The organism is Paenibacillus sp. EZ-K15 (genome assembly GCF_002573715.1).
Classification (GTDB): domain Bacteria; phylum Bacillota; class Bacilli; order Paenibacillales; family Paenibacillaceae; genus Paenibacillus_AQ.
This window is the reverse complement of the sequence record NZ_PDHM01000004.1, coordinates 56,887-79,274: the sequence shown is the minus strand read 5'-3', so window position 1 is coordinate 79,274 and position 22,388 is coordinate 56,887. Positions and strand designations below refer to the sequence as shown.

The following is a 22,388-nucleotide window of genomic DNA, read 5'->3' as shown; positions in this document are numbered from 1 at the left end:
TGTTCCAGTATGACCTGTGCTGAAGTCTGGGTAAATAAATCACTACAATATACCAGATCTAAAGCGTATCCCTCTTCATACGCTGTAGCTTGTAAATCCAAATCGAATTTGGCATCAATGAAATGAATTCCCAACATGTCTACTTGGGCTTCGCCCATCGCAAGATGGATTTCTTCGTTATTCTGCATGGTAAACATAACGTCAAACAGCGGATTGCGTGACAGATCACGGCGTACTTCTACTTCCTCTACCAATTCTTCAAATGGGTATTCTTGATTCTCATACGCATTCAAGGCCAGCTCTTTTATCTCGCTTAAAAATTCCAAGAACGTTTTCTCGTCCCTTGGATATCCTCTCATTGCTAGCGTATTTACAAACATGCCTGCTATCGTCTCGGTATCCTGATGCACCCTGCCTGAGATGGGTGTTCCTACCACTATATCTTGTTGCCTGCTGTATTTATGCAGTTCTATCATAAATACAGCCAGTAAGGTCATGTAATCTGTAGTTCCATTTTGTTTATTTATATTTTGAATTCCAACTTTCTGCTCTTTACTAAGTTGAACAGACACTTGTGCTCCTTTGTAACTTTGGATTTTTGGACGGGGATAGTCCGTCACCAAATCCAAAACCGGTGCCTCTTCTTTAAATACTTCTTTCCAATAGTCCCTCTGACTCTCCAGGTTTCTACCACGCATCCATTCACTATAATCTTTGTATTGGAGTTCAAGTGGTTGTAATCCTTCACCGTTATACAATCGTGAGAAATCTTCGATTAATATATTTAGCGTCTTATGATCGGAAATAATATGGTGCATATCAAATAGTAAAATATATTTGTTCCGATTTCTTTCTTTCACTACTTTAAAACGCATAAGTGGTGCTTTTCCGATGTCAAACGGGCGTACAAATTGTTCCATATCTGCTTCGCTGTAGCTGTCGGTTTCTTCATATTCCACTGGGTAGAATACCTCGTCTGCAATGACTTGAAGGGTTCCTCCTTCTGTCATTACAAAACTTGTTCGCAGTGACTCATGACGCTGGATCAGACTATCTATTGCTTGTTGTATTTTTTCTAAATCAAGGTTACCTGTTACTTCTAGCGCTGACGCCATGTTATATGCTGTACTACTGCCTTCCATCTGATCGAGAATAAACAATCGTTTCTGTGTAGAGGATGCTGGATAAGTTTCTCTCTGCTCTGCTTGTGGTATTGGACTATATTCGCCTTCTCCCGTGGCCTCAATCTTTTTCGCCAACATGACAGGAGTTGGTGAACTAAATATCTCTTTTACTGGCAAACGAATCCCTGTCTTCTTCTCTATGGCATTAATTGCTGCCGTCGCTTTTAACGAATGTCCACCCAATTCAAAGAAACTGTCCTCTATTCCGACTGGAGATACTCCTAGAATTTCCTCAAATACATCTACGATTGCTTGCTCCGTCTTATTACTTGGTGGTACGTATTTCAAGCTTTCTAACATATCTGGCTCTGGCAACCTAGTTTTATCCAGCTTCCCATTTATGGTTAGTGGAAATTGATCGATCTGTATCATAAAGGCAGGAATCATATACTCCGTTACTTCTTCTCTTATCGCTTCTTTAATTTCGGGTATAATTAGTTCCTGACCCTTCTCTGCAACGAGATATGCACAGAGAATTTCATCGTTTCCAACTTCTTTTACAACAACGACAGCATCTGCGATTTCACTCTGTTTCCTTAATACACTTTCAATTTCACCTAACTCTATCCTGTAACCACGGACTTTCACTTGTTCATCTATTCGACCTAAATACTCTATATTTCCATCTGGCTGCCAACGTGCTAAATCTCCTGTACGGTACAGTTTTCCCTCACCGAAAGGATTTTTAATAAACTTCTTATCTGTCAATTCTGGCTGATTCAAATAACCTCTTGCTAAACCATCTCCTGCAATACACAACTCGCCAGGTATTCCAATACCGCATAGCTCCATTTCATTTAGAAGATATACCTTTGTATTTGCAATCGGACGTCCAATGGTAATTGAAGTTGAGTCTGTATTCACTCTAAAACTAGTTGCATTTACAGTAGACTCCGTAGGGCCATATGTGTTTAGCACTTCTACTCTTTTCGCCCATTCTTTTAAGCTTTCTAGACTACCTGCCTCGCCACCTGATTCCAGCAAACGAAGTGTCGGTAATGCGTCAGCATACAACCCCTCTATTACCTTAGGTGTCAATGAAGCTGTTGTTACATTATTTCGATCTATATATTTTTGTAGTTGCTCCATATCATATGTTAAATTTTTTGGTACAATGCATAATGCCGCACCATTGCAAAGTGCAGGAAAGATATCACCAACCGCTTGGTCAAAAGATACATTTGCAAATTGCAGCACCGTATCCTTGTCGTTCAGTGCAAATGTTTCCTTATATGTGACCCACATATTGACCACATTTCGATGTTCAATTAAAACTCCTTTAGGATTTCCAGTTGTACCAGAAGTGTAGATACAATACACTAAATCATTAGGCCTGTTAACATGCAAAAGATTGTCCGTTTCATTAGCATAATTATTCTCATCTTCTAAATCTAATACCGGAATCTCTACCTTCCCTGGCAACTTATTCTTATACGTCAATACAATCTTTGGACTACTGTCCTCCAGCATATAGCCAATTCTATTATCTGGATATTCCGGATTGATTGGTACATAAGCTCCCCCTGCCTTGATGATTGCTAATATTCCTACAATCATTTCCATGCTGCGCTCTGTAACCAAAGCCACCAAATCGTTTGGAACCACTCCTAAATCCCGAAGAGTACGCGCCAACTGATTTGCTCTCTCATTCAGCTCGGCATATGTCATCTTTTTATCATCAAATTTGAGCGCAATATTTTCTGCTATTTTCTCTACCTGATTCTCAAATAAGCCGACAACTGTTTGTTCTCGAGAGTATTCTACATTCGTTGCATTGAAATCAACCAATATCTTCTCTTGTTCCCTGATATCAAGCATATGCAAATCTTTAAGCTTTTTTTCTGGATGTGTTACTGCTTCCTCAAGCAGCGTTACATAATGCCTTGCCATATATTCAATAGTTTCTTGTTTGAATAAATCTGTGCAATACTCAAAATCAATTTCATACCCTTCTGGCATACATTCAACCAGAACGGATAAGTCAAACTTTGAGACATTTCTTTTAATGAATGCACTTTTTCCGCCCAATAGGCCTTGCATTTCCGTCGGTTTTTTCTTTTCTTTTAATCCGAACATAAAATCAAATATCGGATTTCTTGAGAGATCTCTCTTTTTCTCTACGGCTTCAACTAAATCTTCAAACTGGTATTCTTGGTTATCATAAGCTTGCAGACACTTCTCCTTCACAGCTAAAATCAAATGCTCAAAAGTATCATCAGGACAAACTTCTCCTTTTATTACCAGAGTATTGACAAACATCCCCAGCATACCTTTAGTATCTGCATGAACTCGGCCTGACACGGTTGTTCCTACAATAATATCTTTTTGGCGACTATATTTGCCTAATAATAAAATGAACACAGATAGAGTAACCATAAATTCAGTAGCACCATGCTTTAGGGCTAAATTCTTAACCCCTGAGCTTAATGGCTCTTTTACCTTTGCTACAACATTGGCTCCCCTAAAAGATTGGATTTGAGGACGGAGGAAATCCGTCTTCAAATCTACCCTAGCAATTTCACCGGCGAATTGCCTCTTCCAATATTCTTCCTGTTTGGTGATATCATAAAAATTCTGCCATACACTGAAATCTTTATACTGGACACGGTTAGAATTTTTATTCATAAGTTCTCCTCTTATTCATGATCAGTTCCATCATTTTCATAAAATTCGTTCACTTGATGCAGTATAACTGGCAGGCTTTCTCCATCACATATAATGTGATGAATATCAACAAATAGATAGGAGGCCGTTGTTGTCTTCATTAATTTCACACGCATCAACGGTGCTTCGGATAAAATAAATGGTTGTATAAATTTATCGTATTCTGTTTGTATATCTATTGCGTCCACTTCGCTGTAGTCTAATAAAACCCTGGCGTCTGGAGAAATCGTTTGAATGGGTTCACCGTCCACAACATGGAAACTAGTTCGCAGTATCTCTTCTTGCTTTAACAGCTTATCCAAAGCTTTCTGTAGTCTTTCTTTATCTAGCGGTTCTTCATAAGCATAGACATCCGATACGTTGTAGTTAATGTTAGGTCCGGTCATCTCGTCCAGAAGATAGAGTCGTTTTTGAGCTGAACTTGTAGGGTAGTATTCAGCTGCTGAAGCTTGTTCTATTGCCACAAACATCTCGTTCTCTATCGACCCCATGTTTTCCGCTATCTGCTCGGGCGTACCAAAAGTAAAAACATCTCTAATTGACAGTCTTACTCCTATGGCTTTCTCCAATTCATTACACAGCAACACTGCTTTCAGTGACGATCCCCCTAGATCAAAGAAACTATCAGTTACACTGATATTTTCAATATCTAGGATGTGTTCAAATGCCTGTACGATCAGAGTTTCACTTTCGTTTCGTGGTGCAATATATTCCTTTGACTTATACTCCGGCTGTGGCAATGATTCTCTGTCAAGCTTACCATTACGTGTGAGTGGAATCGCATCAATTGAAATAATATGTGCAGGCACCATGTAATCTGGTAATACTTTATTTAACTTAATCTTTACGTTCTTTTCTTCTATTTCTGTCTCAGCTATTATATAGGCGCACAAGTATTTCTCCTTCTTTTTGTCTTCTCGTACTACTACTATAGCTTCACTTATCCCTTCAAGCTCCAATAAACGGCTTTCTACTTCTCTTGGTTCAATACGATATCCTCTAATTTTTGCTTGGTCATCCATACGTCCAATATATTCAATGTTTCCGTTAGGTAACCAACGTGCCAAATCACCTGTCCGATACATCTTTCCGGCTCCAAATGGGTTGTGTACAAACTTCTCGTCTGTCAGGGTTTGTCGATTTAAATATCCTTGAGATACACCCTCACCCGTTATACATAACTCACCTGGAACTCCAATTCCACAAAGTTCATTTCCATTTAACATATAAATCTTTAATGTTGGAAGTGCCTTCCCTATATCACTAATTCCGCTCTCGATGGCTTCAGCATCAATATCACGATAAGTAGCATATACTGTGGTTTCTGTTGGACCGTACATATTTACCAGACGACAATGCCTATTATTCTCATGCCATTTCTTCAAATGTGCTGGATAAAGTGCCTCTCCTGCAAAAATAACATATCGCAAACTATTTATTGTTTGTCCTGTCGTTGCATCGATCAACGCATAAAATGGTGAAGGTACCTGGCATAAGATTGTTACCGCTTCTTTTTGCAGCAGCTCTCCAAATGCATATCCATCTTTTACCGTATCCTCAGAAGGAATTACAAGCTTTGCTCCGTTCAATAGACTTCCGAATATTTCCCAAACCGAAACATCAAAACAATAAGAATGGAATTGAACCCAAATATCATTTTCATATAAATCAAGCTTAAACTTGTCATTCTTAAGTAATCGCACTACATTTACATGCTGAACCATAACACCTTTTGGCCAGCCAGTCGTACCAGAGGTATAAATAACATACATCAAATCACTTGATTGATTTACATGGACAAGGTTACTGCATTCCATTTTATAATTTGCCTCATCATGAAGATACATGATAGGAATATCAACTTCAGGTTCTTTTGTACCGCATAATACTACCTTTGGTTTACAGTCATTAATGATATAATTAATTCTTTCCTCTGGATAAGATGGATCAACGGGTACATAAGCTGCTCCAGCCTTTAAAATAGCGTATATGCCCACCACCATCTCCAAACATTTTTCTGTTGAGATAAGCACAAAATCATTTGGTTGAATGTTATAGTCCTTTCGAAGTTTTCTTGCCAGAGCATTCGCCCGTTCATTTAATTGTGCATAGGTCATCTGTTGTCCATTAAATGTGATTGCTACATTATTAGGTATTCTGGCAGCCTGCTCTTCAAGTAACTGCACAATCGTCTTATTATGAGGGTATTCTGCATCCGTCATATTGAACTCATCCAATATTTTTGCTTCTTCGTTCATATCTATCATGGCAATATCCTGCAGCTTCTTTTCCGGAGACATTAAAACTCCTTCAATTAGTGTTAAGAAGTGTTTTGCCATGTACTCGATCGTTTCTGGTTTGAATAAGTCTGTAGAATATTCAAAATCAATCTTATAGCCTTCTGAATCGCTTATCATGGTTAAGGTAAGATCAAATTTAGAAATACTTCCTCCAACGGATTCCCTCGTTCCAAATTGAATACTATCCGAATAACTCTCTCTCTCATCGTCCTGCAATACAAACATCACATCGAATACTGGGTTTCTTGAGAAATCTCTCTTTACTCCCACTGCTTCAACTAAATCTTCGAACTGATAGTCCTTGTTATCGTATGCCTGTAAACATTTCTCTTTTGTACTTAATAATACATCCTCAAATGTATCATCGGAGCAGACATTCCCTTTGATTGCCAGAGTGTTTACAAACATACCCAACATATTTTGGGTATCCGTATGGTTTCGTCCCGATATTGGAGTTCCTACTATAATTTCTTCCTGTCGACTGTATTTTCCTAACATTGAGAAAAAGGTGGATAACAAAACCATAAACTCAGTTGCACCATACTTCTTCGCTAACTCTTTTACTTTAATACTCGTTTTTTCTTCTACCTGTGTTCGGATATTAGCACCTCTAAAGCTTTGTTTATGAGGGCGTGGATAATCCATGATTAAATCCAGGACTGGTATATCGCCAGAAAATTCTTTCTTCCAGTACGCTGCCTGTTCTGTTATATCTCTAGCATTTTGCCAAACACAAAAGTCTTTATACTGTACTCGTGGTGTTAACAATTCTCTTCCTTCATATAACTCTTGTATTTTGTAAAGCATAATCGGCATGCTTCCTGCATCACATAAAATATGGTGAATATCCAAAAATAAGTATGAATCATTTGGAGTATCCAGTATTTTTGCACGCATTAGTGGTGATTTTGACAGGTCAAATGGTTGGACGAAAGTATTATATTCATCTTGGATATACTGTGAATCTGCTGTATTTACTTCACTGTGCTCCAGCACAATTCTTGCATCTGAAGAAATTTTTTGAATTGGCTCACCATCCACTATATGGAAACTCGTCCTCAAAATTTCCTCATGCTCTAATAATTGATCCAATGCCCTCTGAAGTCGCTCATTGTCTGGTTTAACTTTAAGCTTGATTACTAAAGGAATATTATAAGTTGTACCAGGGCCTGTTAGTTGGTCCAAAAGATAAAGTCTCTTTTGAGCTGAGCTTATAAAATAGCTTTCTGCTTCTACTATTTCTGGTATTTCTTCAAACGTATTTACCTTTGAGTTTTTAATTGTTTCTGCAATATTCTTTGGTGTAACTAAATCAAAAATTTCTCTAAGTGGTAACCTTACGCCTGTACTCTTCTCTAATTCATTACACAGCCGGATTACATTAAGCGAGTATCCACCCAAATCAAAGAAATTGTCATTTACACTTACTCTTTCCATACCAAGTACATATTCAAATGCCTCTACTACCAATTTCTCCGTCTGGGTCTTTGGTGCCTCATAATCCCTTATCATCTTACTTTCTTCAATATACTTTTCTGGGTCCGGCAATAATTTACGATCTACTTTACCATTTGCAGATAGTGGAATCTCATCTACCTGTATGAATTGTGCCGGGACCATATAATCAGGCAGATAGTTTGCTAACTCTCTTTTTATTTCTGCCAATTCTACTGTCTCATCTGCAACAATATACCCACACAGCTGCTTCTCTCCTTGTGAATCACTATAATCAGCGACTACGGACTGGTGAATATTTGGCAAATGATTGATACAGTGTTCTATTTCTCCTAGTTCGACACGATGTCCACGTATCTTAACTTGACTATCTTTTCTTCCAAGGAAGTCTGCATATCCCTCCAGACGCATTACACCATAATCACCTGTTTTGTACAGATACCCTAATCTATGGTTGATAAAGGCGGCCTTCGTCTTCTCTTCTTCATTGAGATAGCCTACGGCGACTCCTTTTCCACCAATATGCAGTTCTCCTGGAACGCCTACTGGGCATTCTTCTCCACATTCATCCAGTACGTAAATTTGTTGATTTTTCAACGGATAGCCATAAGGGATGCTTTTCCACTCTGGCTTCACTTCTGTGATTGGGAAATATATGGACCATATAGAGCCTTCCGTTGCTCCACCTAACCCGATGACTTGTGCTTTTGGCATTCTTGTTTTGATTTTCTCTGGCAAACCAAGAGAAATCCAGTCTCCACTTAGCATCACAATACGTAAGCGCTCTGCTGAAGTGCTATGCACCGTGTCTTGTTTTGTGCTTTCCAGATACATATCCATAATTGCCGGAACCGAATTCCATATCGTGATTTCTTCTTCGATCATGATCTGATGAATGCTGGCCACATCTAAAAGATCCGGAATTAATACTAACTGGGCTCCACTAATGAGTGCTCCAAAAATATCATAGACAGATAAATCAAAGCTCATCGATGATAGGGCAATGATTTTATCTTCGCTGCCTACTTTGAATCTCTCATTAATATCTAATAATGTATTCACGACTGCTTCATGGGTGATCACAACACCCTTAGGATGTCCAGTACTTCCTGACGTATAGATAGCATAGGCTTTATCCTGCTGACAGCCTTCTAACGATTCTAAGGCGCCATCGTTATAGGTGGAAAGGTTCTCTTTCTCATATATATCCGGATGAATCATGAGCTTGATATCACTATGTTCCACGATATATTCTATTCTTTCCTCAGGATGCTCCGGATTAACAGGAATATAAGCATGGCCGGCTTTTAAAATAGCCACCGTATTTACAATGGTCTCGATTCGTCTCTCTGCCCAAACTCCAATATAAGAATTATGCGCATAGTTTTGTTCTGCTAAATAGCGAGCGACCTGATTGGATTTTCTCGCCAACTCGCCATAGGTTAAGGTATCCTGTCCTAATTTGACTGCAATAGCATCTGGCGTCTTCTGACATTGCTGGTCTATTAATCTTTGCAGTAAATCCCCTTCATAGTCTCCTTGTGTACGATTGTAATCAAGCAGTAGTTCAGACTGTGTTGCAGGCAGCGGCATAGCTGAAAGATTATGGTCTATAACTTGCTGTAAGCGAAGTTGATAAGTTTCAAACATAGCACTGATCATATCTTCATCAAACAAATCTTTCACATAATCCCAAGTCATAATTAATTGTCCGTCGCTTTCCGCAACTTGGAAGTCCAAAAATACTTCAGGGGTCTGATTTATTCCGTATTTCAATTCTCCCCTACTGCCTATATTGGCATTGAAAAAATCCACTTCGTCACGAAGCATACTCGTAAATATAATTGGCATTATAGCTTGATCTTCTTGACCGCGGTTTTCAGCCAGATCACGCAGGAAATCAACCCCACTGTAAAATCTGTGGTCTAACGCTTCAAATAAACGATTCTGAATCTCAGTAGTTCTTTCCCAAAATTGTCTGTGAGATGATAAATCGATATCTAACAACAATTTTGATACAAAATCCCCCATCAGAGACATTCCATCTTGATGAAAAGGCTGATTACTAAACAGATTTAAGCTAAGTGCCATATTGGATTGATTGCTCCATTTATATAGAACTTCCGCATATATTGTGCACAATAACGCAGATGGTGCAATTCTGTTATCCAAAGCTTTGTTTCTCACAATCGCCCAGTCTTTCGCAGAAATTTTCGTTTCTAAACGTTTCACTGTTACGTTGTTTACAGCATTCCCATTAGAAAGAAGCGGTAACTGTGGTGCATGTGGGAAATTCTCTACTTTGCTCTTCCAATAAGCTTGATCTCTTTGATGCAATGCTTGCATCAAATCTGAAACTTGCTGTGCCAAATGATTGGCACGATTATCAAGCTCTGCTTGGGTCGAATCTTTCTCCTCTTTCTTAACATCCTCTTTCTTAAGTAGCTTTTGCAAACGATCTTCTGGATGCTTTACAACTTCTGAAAGCAATGAAACATAATCATCCACCATTTGCTTTATCGTTTCCTGTTTAAATAAATCTGTAGAATACTCTAAATTGACCACATAACCCTCTGATGTGTGTATTACCATTAAATTCAGATCAAACTTGGCTACTTTTCCTTCCATTGGTACCCATGTTCCACTCATAATGCTCTTTGAACCAGACATAATTTCACTCTCTGGCATCATAAACATTACATCAAATAATGGATTTCTTGATAAATCTCTCTTTACATCTACTGCCTCAACCAAGTCTTCATATTGAAAGTCCTGATTATCGTACGCACGAAGACATTTTTCTTTTACTCCTAGCAATACTTGTTCAAAACTCTCCTCTTGTTTCACTTTTCCTTTGATAGCCAAGGAGTTTACAAACATCCCCAGCATTTCTTGTGTATCAACGTGGGTTCTACCTGATACAGGAGTTCCGACTACAAGTTCTTCCTGTTGACTGTATTTGCTCAATAGAAGCATAAAGGTTGATAACATAACCATGAATTCTGTAGCACCATGCTTCTTCGCTAATTCTTTTATTTCCATAAAAACTGGTTCTTCAATCTTAGTTTTTACGTCGGCACCATTGAAGCTCTTTTTCTTAGGACGTTGGAAATCTGTATTCAAATTTAGTATTGGAATTTCGCCTAAAAACTCGTTCTTCCAATATGCCGCCTGCTTCGTAATATCCTGAGTAATTTGCCAAGCAGAGAAATCTTTATAATGAACCCTTGGCATTGGTAAAGTATTTCCTTCATATAACTCGCTTATCCAGTTCATCATAATAGGCAGACTTTCTCCATCAGAAACAATATGATGAATATCCAGCATCAAGTATGAAGCTTGTGGCGTCTGTAATAACTTAACCCGCATCAAAGGTGCTTTGGATAAATCAAATGGGCAAACAAAACTATCATATTCAGCTTGAATATCTAGTGTATCTGCTTCTTTGTATTCTAATACTACTCTCGCATCTGGTTGAATCACTTGAACTGGCTCCCCATTAATAAGATGGAAGCTGGTTCTCAATACTTCTTCTCTCTCTAAGAGTTTATCTAATGCTCCCTGTAGCTGCTCTTTATCCAGAGTGTTTTCATATTTAATGACATTCGAAATGTTATAGGAAATACTAGGACCTACTATCTCATTGAGAAGATAAAGTCGCTTTTGAACAGAACTCATAGGATAGAACTCTGCTTTAGCTATTTTCGGTATTTCCGAAAAACTATCATATTGTAAACTTCCAATTCTTTCTCCAATACGTTTTGGTGTAGATAAAGCAAATATTTCACTAAGCTGCAGTTTTATACCGATTGTCTTTTCTAATTCATTACACAATAATGTAACTTTCAGTGAATGACCACCCAAGTCAAAAAAGCTATCATTGACACTAATTCCTGTTATTCCAAGGATTTTCTCAAATGCTTCAACTACTAACTTCTCTTCACTATTTGTTGGTGCTACATATTCCTTAACCTTGTATTCTGGTTCTGGTAGTGCCGCTTTGTCCAGCTTTCCATTATGACTTAACGGAATTTGGTCAATACGAATAATATATAAAGGAACCATATAGTCTGGTAACTTCTTGCGTAACTCACTCTTGATTGTATCTTCGTCTAATTCTTCTACTTCTGTATGAACAACTACATAAGCACACAGATATTGTTCTCCTTGCTTGTCTTGTCGTACTACAACGGCTGCTCCACTAACTCCTTCGAGTTCCATCAAAGTACTTTCAATTTCTCCTGGTTCGATTCTGAAACCTCTTATCTTAACCTGATCATCTATACGGCCAAGGTACTCAATATTTCCATCCGGTATCCACCGTGCCAGATCACCTGTTTTATACATCAATCCTGAACCAAAAGGATTTTTAATAAATTTCTGTGCTGTCAATTCTTCACGATTTAAGTAGCCACGCGACACACTTTCTCCTGCAATACATAATTCCCCTGGTACACCTATTCCAGCTATTTTTTCATTTGATAATATATAAATTTGTGTATTACTAATAGGCTTACCAATCAATACTTTATCTACATTTAAGTCTGCTGGACAATGATATCCACTGGAATTAACTGTAGTTTCTGCTGGACCATAGAGATTCAGTAGTTCTGCTCTTACTTGTCCTTTTTCCCTTAATTGATTATAATGTCTCACACTTTCTGCATTCAGTTTCTCACCAATATTAATGATATAACGTAAAGTATTTATTTTCTCTTTGCTCATATCTAATTCTTCTAAAAACATATTGAACATTGAAGGAACGAACTGGATTGCATTGACTTTATAATCCTGAATTACCTTGATTATCTTATCACTTTGACTTTCTTCTCCTTGTTGCAAAATAACAAGTTTACCACCCTCTAGCATCCACCAAAATACTTCCCAGGCAAAAACATCAAATGCACAAGTTGTCTTCATTAAAAGAGATTCTCCCTCGTGTAATGGATATTCTCTTTGTGTCCACATCTGCTGATTGACTATATTCTGATGCTCTACCATAACCCCTTTTGGTTTTCCTGTTGTACCAGATGTATAAACCAGATAAATAAGATCATGAGGAGTATTCACATGTTCTAGATTCTCTGCACCTTCCTCATAATTGCTTGCACTATATAAGTCAACAACCTTTTCAGGAGAAATATTATACTTTCCATGACCAATTAAAACCGCTTTCGGTTGGCTATCTTCCAATATATACTCGATGCGTTCTTCTGGATAAAACGGGTCAATTGGTACATATGCTGCACCCGACTTCAGGATGGCATATAATCCGACCACCATCTCTAAACTTCTTTCTGCTATAATGGCAACAAAATCATCAGGCTGGACATGGTATTCTCGTCGTAACCTTAATGCAAGTTTATTGGCACGAGCATTTAATTCAGCGTAACTCAATTGCTCATTCCCGCATACTACTGCTGTATTATGGGGTGTTCTTGCTACTTGTTCTTCAAATAATTGGACAATTGTCTTGTCTCTTGGATAGTCACTATCCGTTGCGTTAAACTGTACTAATTCTTTCATTTCTTCCGCTTCATTTGTCATACCTAATTCGTTTATTTTCGTCTGTGGTGATGCAATTGCTTGTTCCATAAGTCTTTGCAAATGGGAACCAATAATGTTTATTTCTTCCTTGTTATATAGCTTTGTACTGAATAGAATTCTAAAATGAATACGATCACTCTTAAATGCTGTCATTCCCAAGTCATACCCGATTTGTTCGCGGTAATATTCAGATTCCACATTTAATTTGCCATCAATATTTATACTTGTTCCTTGATAGCCTTCAAAGAAGAATAATGTTCCAATTAGATTCCTTCCTAATAAAGTATGATTCTGTATTTCTGCTAAGGGAAGAAAATCGTGTTCATTTGCAGCAATTGCCTGGCTCTGTAATGATTTCAACAAATCGGCAAATGTGTCTTCGTTTGTTGTCGATATACGTACGGGTATTGTATTGATAAATAAACCAACGATTTCTTCAATACCTTCAATCTCTGCATTTCTACCAGATACAACTTTTCCAAAAACGACATCATTTGTTGAGTTGTATTTTTCCAATAAAACGCCCCAACAAGCTTCTACTAGCGTGTTCAATGTTACATCATACTGGGCACATATCGCTTCTGCTTGTTCGGTTACCTCCAAGCTTAACTTAAACTCTTGACTCTGACTCTCTTCTTCTGTTTCTTCTGGACGACCCATAGGTAGAATTTCAGCCCTTGTCTCATATCCTTGAAGAAGGTCTTCCCAATATTTAAGGCTCGGCTCTTTATCTTTTTCATTTATATAATCTACAAATTTTTCATAGCTACCCATTTTATTAGAAGCAGTCTTATTAGGTATTTTTAATTGTTCTTCGTCTGCTGCCATATACGCATTAAACAAATCTTTACGCAAAATTGGCAAACACCAACCATCTAAAATAATATGATGGTTTGTCATGATCAATCGATATCCACTATTGTTTATTTTTATCAGATTCATACGAACTAGTGTATCTTCTTCTAAATCAAATCCACGTTTTACATCTTGTTCCTTTAAATCAAGATAATCGGATTCATTATCTACTTCCATATAATTGAATTCCGGCATTCTTTCTTTCAATAAAACTTGTCTTGGCACACTTACTCCCCGATAACAGATCTTTGTACGTAAAATATCATGCTGTGTTGCTAGATATTTAAAAGCTTTGTGCATCTTCTCTACATCTACTTCCGTCAATCGCAACGTCTGCTGAACAACATACTTCGTAGAGGATTCATCCAAAAGCTTCTCATAGAGCATTCCCTCTTGCACAGGAGCCAATGGATAGATACGTTGAATTTCTTCGCCGCGGATTTTGACAGCTTCCTGTACATAACAAAATTCGCTATCTTGCCATACGCTCTCACCAAAATCACTTGCCGTTGACTCACTCTTCTGTGCGTGGGAGCAATGTTCTGCGACTGCTATCAGTTCTTCTTCATATGCTTTTCCTATTTGCTCAATTCTCTCAGCCAAATAACGACTGCTGTTGCAGGTTACTGTCATAGATAAACTACCTTTTTGCACATGACCTATGACGTTAATGGATGGTCCAAATTGATTTCGAGGATTCGTATCCTGTCCATAACCTAGTTGTGAAAACTCGAAATATGGATCGCCAGATTCTTTCTTTGTTCCTAGTTCTCCAAGATAATTAAATGATATATCTGGTGCCACTTCCACATCCATTTCTTCTGAATTAACCATGTCTGCATTCTTTATGAGACCATAATCAATTCCATGTGCTGGCACACGTCGTAGTATCTCTTTCGTATTTCGAATATCCTGAGCAATATTAGTGCCTAACTCTTCTAAAACTACGGGATATATACTAGTGAACCATCCTATTGTCCTACCTAAATCAAAAGAGCCTACTGATTCTTCACGACCATGTCCTTCCATCTGTATAGCAAGCGTTCTCTGACCTGTTACTTTGTTTACCGCACGTCCTAGTGCTGTTACAAGTAAGTCATTAATCTCTGTATTATAAGCATGTGCACTTTCTTTTAATAACTTTTCTGTGATAGTGGCATTAAGACATGCTACAGCTGTCTTTGGTTCGAATTTATCATCAATTCCATCTTCTTTTAACTTACCATCAACCAATTTATTTTCTATTTCTGACCAGTAAGCTACCCTTCTCTTTAACTTTTCACTCTGGCTGTAATGAGCTAATCCTTCGCTCCATACTTTAAAGGAAACGGTTTTAGCTGGGAATGTTATCTCTTCCTGATTTAAAGCTTGAGAGTAGCCCTTCTCCAAATCCTCACTTAAAATTCGCCAGGAAATCACATCCATTATCATATGATGAGCTAGCAACATCATATAATCTTGCTCCGGCGTACTAAATAAAACAGCCTGCAATAATGGGCCTTCCGCCAAATCCATCTTTACTTTCGTTGTCTTAATTTTTTCCTGAATCTCTTCAGATTCACATGCTATTGTTGTAAAGCCGTACCATTTCTTATCTTCTACTTTCCCTACAACCTGTTTCTTATCTTTGTACGTAGCTCTCAACATATCATGATGCTGCACTAACGCAGATAAAACTTTTTGTAGTGCCTGGACATCTAGTTTTTCACGAACCTTAAACACTTGGCATACATTAAAATGTTCAGGATCCATCATATTTTGTGCGAAGAAGTAGTTTTGAATTGGTGTCAGTGAAATTTCACCACTTATTTCTCCTTGCTCCGCAGGTGTAATTTCCTTTTTTGTGGATAAATTCATGGCTATCAGCTTTGGTGTTCTCTCCATCAAAAGATTTCGCATGGAGCTATCGTATCCAGCTTCTCTTATCTTGTTTAGAATATGGATAGCCTTAATGGAATCTCCACCCAAATCAAAGAAATTGTCGTTTACACTTACTCTTTCCATGCCAAGTACATATTCAAATGCCTCTACTACCAATTTCTCCGTCTGGGTCTGTGGTGCCTCATAACCCCTTATCGTCTTACTTTCTTCCATATGCTGTTCCGGGTTCGGCAATAATTTACGATCTACTTTACCATTTGCAGACAGGGGGATCTCTTCTACCTGTATGAATTGGGCCGGGATCATATAATCAGGCAGATATTTGGCTAACTCTCTTTTTATTTCTGCCACTTTTACTGTCTCATCTGCAACAATATACCCACACAGCTGCTTCTCTCCATGTGAATCACTATAATCAGCGACTACGGACTGGTGAATATGTGGCAAATGATTGATACAGTGTTCTATTTCTCCTAGTTCGACACGATGACCACGTATCTTAACTTGACTATCTTTTCTTCCCAGGAAGTCTACATATCCTTCCGGACGCATTACACCATAATCACCTGTTTTGTACAGATACCCTAATCTATGGTTGATAAAGGCGGCCTTCGTCTTCTCTTCTTCATTGAGATAACCTACGGCCACTCCTTTTCCACCGATATGCAGTTCTCCTGGAACGCCTACCGGGCATTCTTCTCCACCTTCATCCAGCACGTAAATTTGTTGATTTTTCAGCGGATAGCCATAAGGGATACTTTTCCACTCCGGCTTCACTTCTGTGATTGGGAAATATATGGACCATATGGAGCCTTCCGTTGCTCCACCTAACCCGATGACTTGTGCTTTTGGCATTCTGGTTTTGATTTTCTCCGGCAAACCAAGTGAAATCCAGTCTCCACTTAGCATCACAAGACGTAAGCGCTCTGCTGCAGATCGCTGCACTGTATCTTGTTTTGTGCCTTCCAGATACATATCCATAATTGCCGGAACCGAATTCCATATTGTGATTTCTTCTTCGATCATGATCTGATGAATACTGGCCACATCTAAGAGATCCGGAATTAATACTAACTGGGCTCCACTAATGAGTGCTCCAAACATATCATAGACAGATAAATCAAAGCTCATCGATGATAGGGCAATGATTTTATCTTCGCTGCCTACTTTGAATCTCTCATTAATATCTAATAATGTATTCACGACTGCTTCATGGGTGATCACAACACCCTTAGGATGTCCAGTACTTCCTGACGTATAGATAGCATAGGCTTTATCCTGCTCACAGCCTTCTAACGATTCTAAGGGACCATCGTTATAGGTGGAAAGGTTCTCTTTTTCATATAAATCCGGATGAATCGTGAGCTTGATATCACTATGCTCCACGATATATTCTATTCTTTCCTCAGGGTGTTCCGGATTAACAGGAATATAAGCATGGCCGGCTTTTAAAATAGCTACCGTATTTACAATGGTCTCAATTCGTCTCTCTGCCCAAACGCCAATATAAGAATTGTGCGCATAGTTTTGTTCTGCTAAATAGCGAGCGACCTGATTGGATTTTCTCGCCAACTCGCTATAGGTCAATGTCTCCTGTCCTAATTTGACTGCAATCGCATCTGGAGTCTTCTGGCATTGCTGGTCTATTAATCTTTGCAGTAAATCTCCTTCATAATCTCCTTGTGTACGATTGTAATCAAGCAGCAGTTCAGACTGTGTTACAGGCAGCGGCATAGATGAAAGATTATTGTCTATAACTTGCTGCAATCGAAGTTGATACGTTTCAAACATGGCACGGATCATATCTTCATCAAACAAATCTTTTGCATAATCCCAAGTCATCATTAATTGTCCGTCTCTTTCCGTGACTTGGAAGTCTAAAAATACTTGAGGGGTCTGGCTTATTCCGTATTTTATTTCGCCTAATTTTGTCAAAGTATCTGTAAATTCCGATTTATCGAATAACATACTAGTAAATACAATTGGCATAATCGCTTTACTAGTCATTTCTCTTTTACTTGCAATATTTCGTATAACATCAACACCACTATAAAAACGATGGTCTACTGCTTCAAATAATATATCTTGAACCATAGATGCTCTCTCCCAGAAAGCACTATGAACAGACAAATCAATATCTAACAGCAAAACTGATGTAAAATCTCCAATCAACTTCATTACATCTGGATGAAAGGACTGTCGATTAAATAAGGTTAAATTAAGTGCCATTCTGGATTGATTGCTCCATTTGCCCAGAACTTCTGCATAGATTGTACATAAGAATACAGATGGTGTTACACCATACTGAGTTGCCAGGCCTTTCACAATATTCCATTGATCAGTTGTCAGACTCTTCTCCATTCGCTGAAATATTGGTTTCTCTATGAATTCTGGCTCACAAACTAATGGTAGCTGAGGTGCATATGGAAAATCTTCTATTTTGGCTTGCCAATAGTCTTGAGCTTTTTGATAGGCGGAAGTTTCACGAAAGCTCTCCAATGCCCTTACATAATCTGAAAATTGGAATGTTAAAGGTTTAATCTCCATATTCGGTTTCTCATAATAATCCATTATCTCTTGTATTAAAATTAATAAACTGCCTCCATCAGCAATTAGTAAGTCAATATCCAGGAAGAGATAATTTTTCTTCTCACCAAGAATAAATGCAGACAACTCAAATAATGGCCAATGATCTTGTTGGAAAACAAAATGTGACCTCTGATTTCTTTTTTCCAATATACGTTTTTGTTGATCCTCTAAAGACAAGTCTTGTAAATCTTCAATACAAATCTCATAAGAAGAAGCAGAACGTCGAACTTTTTGCATTCCTGTATCATCAAAAATAGTACGTAGCATAAGCTGACGCTCTAAAACATGATTCAATGCATCGTTTAAGCGTTTAATATCTAATTCTGTTTCAAACTCATAATAGGCATGTGTGGAGACATTACCCATTTCCATAATATTTTGTCTTCCAACTAAATAGGCTCCTTGTATTTCTGTTACCGGAAAGGGCTCATACCACATGTCTTTATTCCCTGTTAATTCAGATGTATTGACATCCTCTACCTTTAGTTGTTCCTCAACCATCGTAATTATTTGTTCCAAGGTAGACATTTTGAAAAGGCTTACAATAGGGATTTCAACTTGAAATCGTTGATTTATTTCATCCTGGAAACGAATCAACGTTAACGAACTAACTCCCATCCGAGAAATAGTATCGTCTACTTTCAAAGAAGGGATAGAGAATACTTCTTTTGCAATTTCAACGATTTGATTTTCAATCTCCGTTTTGTTCCATGCTGGCTTCTTTGCAGATTCCTTGATACTCTGATAAGAATATGGAGCTATTGCGATAACTTCATCAAACTCATGATTCTCAAATCGCTCTATTAAAAGAAACCGTTGCACCTTTCCACTTGTTGTTTTCGGTATCGTTTTTATTGGAATTACATAATCTGCAGCTATTCCAATCCGTTCTAATACCATATTCTGCACTTGATGGGCAAGTGGCAAAAATGCCTTAGCATCTTTTCGATTATGTACAAATACTATAATTTCATCCCTGATAGATGACGGATTGCGAACACCACACACAACGACTTGAGACAATTCTGGGATCGCCAATGTTAACATATTTTCTATATCACTAGCATAATAATTCTGACCATTTACAAACAGAATATCCTTCTTTCTGCCCATTACAATGAGTTCTCCATTGCGTAAAAATCCTAAATCTCCTGTATAGAAGAAGCCCTGCTCATTAAAAGGGGAACTATCATGATTCATATATCCCTCAAATACATTTGTCCCTTTGATCACTATATTGCCTATGTAATTTTCCCTTAAGATTTGGTCTTCATCATCTACAATCAATATTTCTAATTCATATAATGGTTCTCCTACTATGGCAAACTCTGCTGCATTCGGCTCCTTCGGTTCTATATATTCCACTTCTTGACCAATACGAGTTTTATGACGGTTAATACATACACTTCTATTATGTCCTTCTTCAGGAATAGTAACAGCTAAACTAGCTTCTGCCATACCATAGACTTGATGGATCGTATTTTCACGCAAGCCAGAAGGCGAAAATTTTTCATAAAATCGTCTAATGGTATCCATTGATATTGGTTCTGCACCACACATTATGTTTCGCACACTAGATAAATCAATATTTTCTAAATGTGAATCCTTTACAGTCTTCATCATCCAGTCTAATCCAAAATTTGGACTTACAAGCACTGTTGCTTTTAATTGCGCACATTGTTGAAGATATAGCCAAGATTTCTTTAAAAATGTACCGGAATTTAGAAGGGAATGAGAAATACCCGCAAATATCGGAGTTAAATGATAACCTATCAAGCCCATATCATGTGTCAATGGTAACCAACTAGCCATAACATCATTTTTGTCTAGTCTCATACGATCTACTATCTGTGCCAAATTATAAGCTAGATTTTCATGTGTTAATTTTACTCCTTTGGGGTTACCTGTGCTGCCAGACGAATATTGTATATACGCTAAGTCCTGACAATCTACTGTAACGCATTGCCCCTCTTCCATATTACGTGCTAAGGTTTCATACTCTAAATATTTCAAATTAATGGCTTCATAACTTTCTCTAAACATATTTAAATTTCTTTCATCAGTAATTATCCACGCATTCGACAACTGCTCGCTTACTTTCACTAACTTTTTGAAAGCTTCAGTGTCAGGCGATGCAATTAGCGGTACAGACAGAGGAACGGGTATCATGCCTCCTAAAATACAACCCCAAAACAACCTTATAAAGAATAGATTATTGTTTGTCTGAAAGATAATATAAGAGCCCTTCTGAAATCCCTGCTTTTGGAGTGCCCCTAAGATGCATTTGGCATTATAATAAAGACTTTCATAAGACTCAAACAATTCAGAGCCATCGGATTGAGTAAAGTAAACTCCCCTTGATTTCTCATTAGCATAATTTCCAAGTAATTGGTCTAGTGTTATAATAACTCCATCCTCTAATACTGATTTTGCAAAAGATTTCATAGTTTACCTCCCAAAAAATTATGTTTTTATGCTACGATATTATCTTTATTACAATTGATGCAACGTCTTGATCTTGCCTCTTTAATATTAAAATTTATGTTGAGAATTATTTATGTATATTAGCAATGGTTAATAGAAAAAACATCTATCGAATCTACTTCCAGATCAGCTACTAATGCCGCATCCTTAGAAATTGGTTTGTTATTCTCCACATAACCCTGCAGTATTGTTGTTAATTTCTCCATCATTTTCCTCCTTTGATCATTTTGTAAAGTTTCTTATAATTTTCTTCGTTGTCGTCACTTCATGAATCCTTGTTAAGCATACATAGTATACTTGTTGTAAATGCAAAGGTATGATGCAGTGGCAATACTAGCATCGATGATTCTGTAACCAGTAGATTTTGACAAGCTCCCGCTACATTAGATACTAAGTTTCTGTTGCTAAGCATAACCCCCTTTGGTTTTCCCGTTGTTCCAGAAGTATAGATTATTGTACATAGCTAGTCAGTATGAATCTCATTGTATCTTTCATATTAAAATAACAGCATATCTTTGTATTAAGCGTTTGCAGTGCCTCTGCCCCACCGCAGTAATCATTCGAATATACCAATGCTTCAACGCCACTATTCTCTGTGATACTGTATATTTCTTGAATGGACAGATCTTTGTCAATTGGAACCACGACATTGCTTCCAATAACCGTTGCAAAATAGCTAACAATCCATTCATAACTATTTTCGCCAATGACGGCAATCTTGCTATTTTTCAAAACATGGGTATAAAAAAAGAGCCCCAATTAATAATGTCATCTTGAAACTCTTGATAGGTCTTTGTTACATATTCTTTTTTCTGAAAAAATCAATTATTTCTCCTTCTGCAACAACACCATAAATATCGGTTTAATATACAATTTATGACATATTATCTTCTGGTTTCTGACAACAAATCAAATAAATTATTTAAATCACCTTTAATATCAAAATACAACATAATCATCTATAAATCTATTATATTCCATTGCAGGGTGATATCAACAATAACTTTAAATTTTTCAATTTCCAAGGGCGTGGTCTAAATCCACCGCCTTTAGCCTTCAGAAAACTGGAAACACTTTTACTAAAGAAGCGAGAGTATGGAAGAATACCAAAAAAAACCATGTGATCTATGAGATCAAATACCATGTCATCTGGGTAACAAAGTATCGGTATAAGGTATTAAAAGGATAACTGGTGGAAACTCTGGGCGAAAGCTAATCTACGGCGTTGTCCTCCAGACAGGGAGGATGCACGCCGTTTCTGACCCCCGTGGAGACCCGAAATGTCTAACAATCGCTCTAGCGACATCGGATTACGATAATAACTTCGGAACAATTGAAGCACTTCTTTGACCGTAAGTCCATCTGCTGCTTTAACATCCTGCAAAAGCGCTCCAACGCGTGGCCGTAATTCTTTTGTACCGGACGGGAC

The 22,388-nt window shown here is 37.8% G+C and carries 5 protein-coding genes and 1 pseudogene; all 6 read right to left on the bottom strand.

Annotated features, from left to right (window positions below):
• Window positions 1-3,809 (bottom strand): non-ribosomal peptide synthetase (locus CRG97_RS33945; protein ID WP_114149295.1); only part of this gene is annotated, 3,809 nt, incomplete at its 3' end.
• Between the two features lie 11 nt (window positions 3,810-3,820).
• Window positions 3,821-20,920: a non-ribosomal peptide synthetase gene (locus CRG97_RS01520; RefSeq protein WP_098741431.1), complete on the bottom strand. Its 17,100-nt coding sequence runs from the start codon at window positions 20,918-20,920 to the stop codon at window positions 3,821-3,823.
• Between the two features lie 119 nt (window positions 20,921-21,039).
• Window positions 21,040-21,168, bottom strand: coding sequence for a hypothetical protein (locus tag CRG97_RS33940; RefSeq protein WP_272914342.1), 129 nt, complete (start codon window positions 21,166-21,168; stop codon window positions 21,040-21,042).
• Between the two features lie 56 nt (window positions 21,169-21,224).
• A complete protein-coding gene (locus tag CRG97_RS01515) occupies window positions 21,225-21,410 on the bottom strand; it encodes an AMP-binding protein (RefSeq protein ID WP_272914346.1) in 186 nt (61 codons plus the stop codon).
• Entirely contained in the window at window positions 21,410-21,691 is a 282-nt protein-coding gene (locus CRG97_RS34150) for an AMP-binding protein (protein ID WP_481856171.1), read from the bottom strand. Before CRG97_RS34150 ends, CRG97_RS01515 begins: the two co-directional genes overlap by 1 nt.
• Before the next feature lie 445 nt (window positions 21,692-22,136).
• Window positions 22,137-22,388 (bottom strand): annotated as a pseudogene (locus CRG97_RS33445) (ATP-binding cassette domain-containing protein); the annotation flags it as partial.

Coding starts and splice junctions, on each gene's coding strand:
- CRG97_RS01520 (WP_098741431.1), bottom strand. CDS start 20,920: ATGAAATCTTTTGCAAAATCAGTATTAGAGGATGGAGTTATTATAACA.
- CRG97_RS33940 (WP_272914342.1), bottom strand. CDS start 21,168: ATGATGGAGAAATTAACAACAATACTGCAGGGTTATGTGGAGAATAAC.